Source organism: uncultured Bifidobacterium sp. (assembly GCF_945269915.1).
Lineage (GTDB): Bacteria > Actinomycetota > Actinomycetes > Actinomycetales > Bifidobacteriaceae > Bombiscardovia > Bombiscardovia indica.
The window spans coordinates 1-3037 of sequence record NZ_CALYOY010000070.1; the positions used below are offsets into that span (position 1 = coordinate 1).

The 3037-nt window shown below is 59.5% G+C and carries 2 protein-coding genes; both read right to left on the reverse strand.

What is annotated here, in order from left to right; genetic code table 11:
• A partial coding sequence (locus Q0K62_RS07935; protein WP_297317435.1) for an MFS transporter occupies positions 1 to 1322 on the reverse strand: 1322 nt, incomplete at its 3' end.
• 377 nt (positions 1323 to 1699) lie between these two features.
• The gene (locus tag Q0K62_RS07940) at positions 1700 to 2707 is read right to left on the reverse strand and encodes an aldo/keto reductase (protein ID WP_366515900.1); all 1008 of its coding nucleotides are present in this window, start codon (positions 2705 to 2707) and stop codon (positions 1700 to 1702) included.
• Positions 2708 to 3037: the final 330 nt, after the last annotated feature.

Consider the following 3037-nt stretch of genomic DNA (forward strand, 5'->3'; position numbering starts at 1 on the left):
AAGCGTGTGGGGTGCTTGTTGGCCCAGGCCAGGGGCCATGCGCCCAGGGCCAGGGCGGCAATCATGATCATGGCGCTCAGGCCGAAGAGGATCGTGTAACCGTGGGGGAGGTCGACGATCATGCCCCAGAGCAGGGCGGCGAAGGCTGAGGCGAAGGAGCCGGCCATCTGGATCCGTGAGTAGATGTCGGTGTAGTTCCTGGTGCCGAAGACCGACCGGACCAGGAGGGGGGTCTGTACCGTGGGGCAGGCGTATACGAACCCGAATCCGAAGGCGCCCAGCAGGAGGAGGATGGTCATGGAGGGGAAGGACCACATCAGGAAGACGCCCAGAAGGCCACCCCCGATGCCTATTCCCAGGCCCCAGACGATGTTCCTGTCGTTGATCATGCCCAGGAGGATCTTCCCGACGGCCTGGCCCACCATGCAGGAGGAGGCGATCAGACCGGCGTAGGTCGCCATGGAGGGGATGGATGTCGCGTAGGAGGGGAGGAACTGGTAAATGGTCTGGTTCATCGTGATCAGTCCGCAGAATACGGCCATTGACCAGAAGGCCGGTGAACGCATGGCCTGGGCCGCGGTCATTCCCCGACCCGGCGGCTGGGCTTCCGGTTCCTGGGTCTTGCATTCAGCAGAATCTTTGTTTTCGGCTCCTGCTTCCTCTTCGACCTCCTCGGCCCCATATGGTTTCAGTCCCATATCAGCCGGGCTGGTCCTGACAACGAAGATGGTGAAGGGGAGCGTCGCCACCAGGATGATCAGGCCGAAGACCAGGTATCCGCGCCGCCACCCGTCCGGTGCCGAGCTGATGATTGAATTCCCCAGCTGGTTGAAGATGGCTCCGCCGATGCCGGTGAAGGCCATGCAGAGACCGATGCAGAAGCCGACCCTCTTCGTGAACCAGGCGTTGATCAGGGTGGGCACGGCCAGGTAGATGATGGAGGGCATCCCCATTCCCATGATCACCCCGCAGATGTAGAACTGCCACATCCGGTTGCAGAACGACATGCACAGGCACCCGATCCCGGCCAGGAGGGTGCTGACGGTCAGGACGATCCGGATGTCGAGTCGGCTCATCAGGCGGCCGGCGATCGGCAGGAAGACCACCATGGTGATGCTGAAGAGGCTGAAATATCCGGTGAAGGCGGCCTTGGGCACGTGGAAGTAGCGGCTGACAGGGGTGAAGAATATCCCTGCGCAACTGCAGATCAGAGAGACCGTGATGCCGGTGAACACGATGCCCGAAATGACGATCAGATAATGGTAAGGGCTTCCCTTGGGTCTGACTGGCCTGGTGCATGGGGATTGATCGGATGCTGACATGGCTTCTGGGCCTTTCGTGTGGTCCTGTCCGACTGGAAAACTTCCCGGTCATGGTGGTATTGATGCCATGGCCATCATGACCCGTCTGGAGGTCGATCCTCTTCGGGAGGCGTCGCAGGGAGGAGGGGTTGCCACTCCATTGATACCCCGTTACCTTATCTCTCGCCCGTGTCAGTATCTTCCGCCGATATCCCCGATGAATCTGCGTCCCCGACGTTCCTGATCGGTATGGTGTGCATGGTGGATTCCGGCCGAGTCATCCCCCCCCCCCCCCATTCGCATGCAGTCCTCCTATAAGATGGGCTCCGGAACACCGTGGCTTTGGGACCTGCTGAGGTATCGGAAGGTGAGTTTGTCTGCGATTGCCATGGTGCCGACTAGTTCTTTTCAGTGTCCAGCAGTATCGTACCTTGCGGCGGATTGTGATCTATGGCTCCCACGATCGTGTGGGGCATATACGGTTCCTCCATGTAGGTGATTTCTTCGGGTGTGAGCCGAAGGTCCAGTGCCGCCGCCGCATCGTCGAAGTGACCGGCCTTGGTGGCGCCGATGATCGGTGAGGCCACGCCCTTGGCCCATTGCCAGGCGATGGCCACCTGTGACATGGGAACCCCATGGTCGTCCGCGACCTTGGCCACCCGCCGCACGATGGCCATGTCGTTCTCCTCGGCACGGTCGTACTTGCCGCGAGACACATTATCGGTCTCGCTGCGTAGGGTGTCGGTTGTCCATGTGGGTCGTGTCAGATGACCGGCCGCCAATGGGCTGTATGGCATGAGCGATACCCCCATCTGCCGGCATATGGGTATGAGTTCACGCTCGTCTTCGCGATAGAGCAGGTTGTAGTGGTTCTCCATGGCGGAGAACCGGGTCCATCCGTTATCACGGGCTGCTATCTGCATGTTGTGGAACTGGTATCCGTACATGGCCGATGCGCCCAAAGCGCGTACCTTTCCGGACCTGACCAGGTCGTCCAGGGCCTGCATGGTCTCTTCGATGGGTGTTTCGTAATCGAACCGGTGGATGATGTAGAGGTCCAGGTAATCGGTGCCGAGCCGTTTGAGGGTTCCTTCGATCTCCCTGTGGATGGCCCTGTCGGAGAGTCTGCCCTCATTGAAGTAGACCTTGGAGGCGATGACGACCCTGTCCCGTCTGGTGGTCCTGGCCAGGGCCCTGCCCAGGTACTCCTCGCTGGTGCCCTTGGAGTATCCGTTTGCCGTGTCGAAGAAGTTGATGCCCAGGTCGAGCGCGTGCCTGACCACGGTCTCACTGTCCTCGGCATTCAGTGTCCAGTCGTGCATGGTTCCGGCCTTGCCGAAACTCATGCATCCCACGCAGATCCGTGATATGTCGATGTCGGTCCCGCCCAGTTTGGTGTATTGCATTGTCATGGCTCCTCGTTTCCTCGGTTCGTTCAGGTTTCCCTCATTCTAAAGAGTTCGAGCCGCTGGAAGTAAAGCCACAGATGGAAAACGACAGTGCGCGCGGATATTCAACAGGTGCATTCATGCAGGAAGGGGATTTTCCATGATATTGGTGAATATCCGCATCTGTCCGGTTTGGTATTCCCATGGTTTACGGAACGATGAGGGGTCGGTACGATAGGATGTCGTATCTTCGTGATGGGGGACCGTGCACGGCCATGGGTTGGACCGGATGACGCTTAGCCGCTGTCTGTGCCATACCGGTCGTCGGCATATCCGTTTATCGGTCCG